At 47.5% G+C, this 1235-nt stretch carries 1 pseudogene; it reads right to left on the reverse strand.

Annotation, left to right across the window (positions count from 1 at the left end):
* Positions 1–1235: pseudogene (locus C8D94_RS15385) on the reverse strand (HYR domain-containing protein); the annotation flags it as partial.

The raw sequence follows: 1235 nt of genomic DNA on the forward strand, positions 1-1235 counted from the left end.
GCCGTATCGTCTATCACATTAATAGTGGCAGTACATACAGAAGTGTTTCCTGCATCATCGGTAACGGTAACCTCTATTTGGCTCTCTCCTACATCGTCACAAGTAACCTCAATAGAAGTAACAGGAACTGGGTTTGTGGAATCTACTGTATAATTAAGTGTTCCGTTCCAGATTCTTGGTGAGAATGGTGTACTTGAGAACGGTGTCGCCGCAGAGGCTCCAAGGTTCAATGTAACATCAGCATTCGAGTACATAAGCATCCCTGGAGATGGATCACCACCAATTCCAGAATACGAGTGTCCGTGACTGGCGTCTAGTACCAAGGCAACACCATACGTGGTATTGGCCGTTAAGGTTACAGGAGCATCCAATACTGCATTACTTGGTACATTAACTGTACCTGAAGCAGTACCACTACCCGTCGCTGAAAGTGTCCAAGGAGCTGGATCCTGCTCGTTACCAACATACGTGCCCACAAGGGTGTACATCTCAACGGTAAAGGCACCAGGATCTCCAGTATTAAGGTCTAGATCTGTAATAGAGATATCGTTCACTCCAACAGTTACGTCGAAGTATACAGCACTACCGCCACCAAGACCATTATTACTATCAAATACAGTAGTAATGGAGTTGTTAACAGTTCCTGTAACATTTGTTGTCGCAGTAGTATTGCCACAGTTGTCCGTAGCCATTACAAGATCTGAGATATCTACTGTAGCCATACCGTTGGCATCCAGTACTACATCAAATGGTGGGCCTGCAAGTACATCGTATGTAAGCGAGAAGCTGTCCATACCTGCGTACCATCCCCAGGCTCCGTTATCGTCAAACGTCCAGCGTACCTGGAAGTCTGCGTTCGCAAAGGCACTTGCGTCCACGGTCTCCACTGTTGGGTCCGTATCTGCTGCGTATTGCGCTACCTGTTGCCAAGCGGCACCGTCCCATACCTCTACGGTAAAGGTCTCGCCTCCACTGAACTCGTAGAATCCATACTCATACTCTAGCGTGATCGTGCTGGATCCACTGGTATCGTAGATATCCGAAAGGATGGATACGTTGCTCGCTGGAGCACCATTTCCACAGGCATCATCATCGAACACCATCGCTGGGTAGTTACTGAAATCTGCTCCGATTGGCACTGTAGATACGTTCATAAAGTCACAAGTACCAGAGTTTATCACACTGCTCCATCCCGCAGGAAGGCCAGCATCAAAATCCTCGGTCACTGTAAATGT

It is taken from the genome of Marinirhabdus gelatinilytica, from assembly GCF_003353425.1.
Lineage (GTDB): Bacteria > Bacteroidota > Bacteroidia > Flavobacteriales > Flavobacteriaceae > Marinirhabdus > Marinirhabdus gelatinilytica.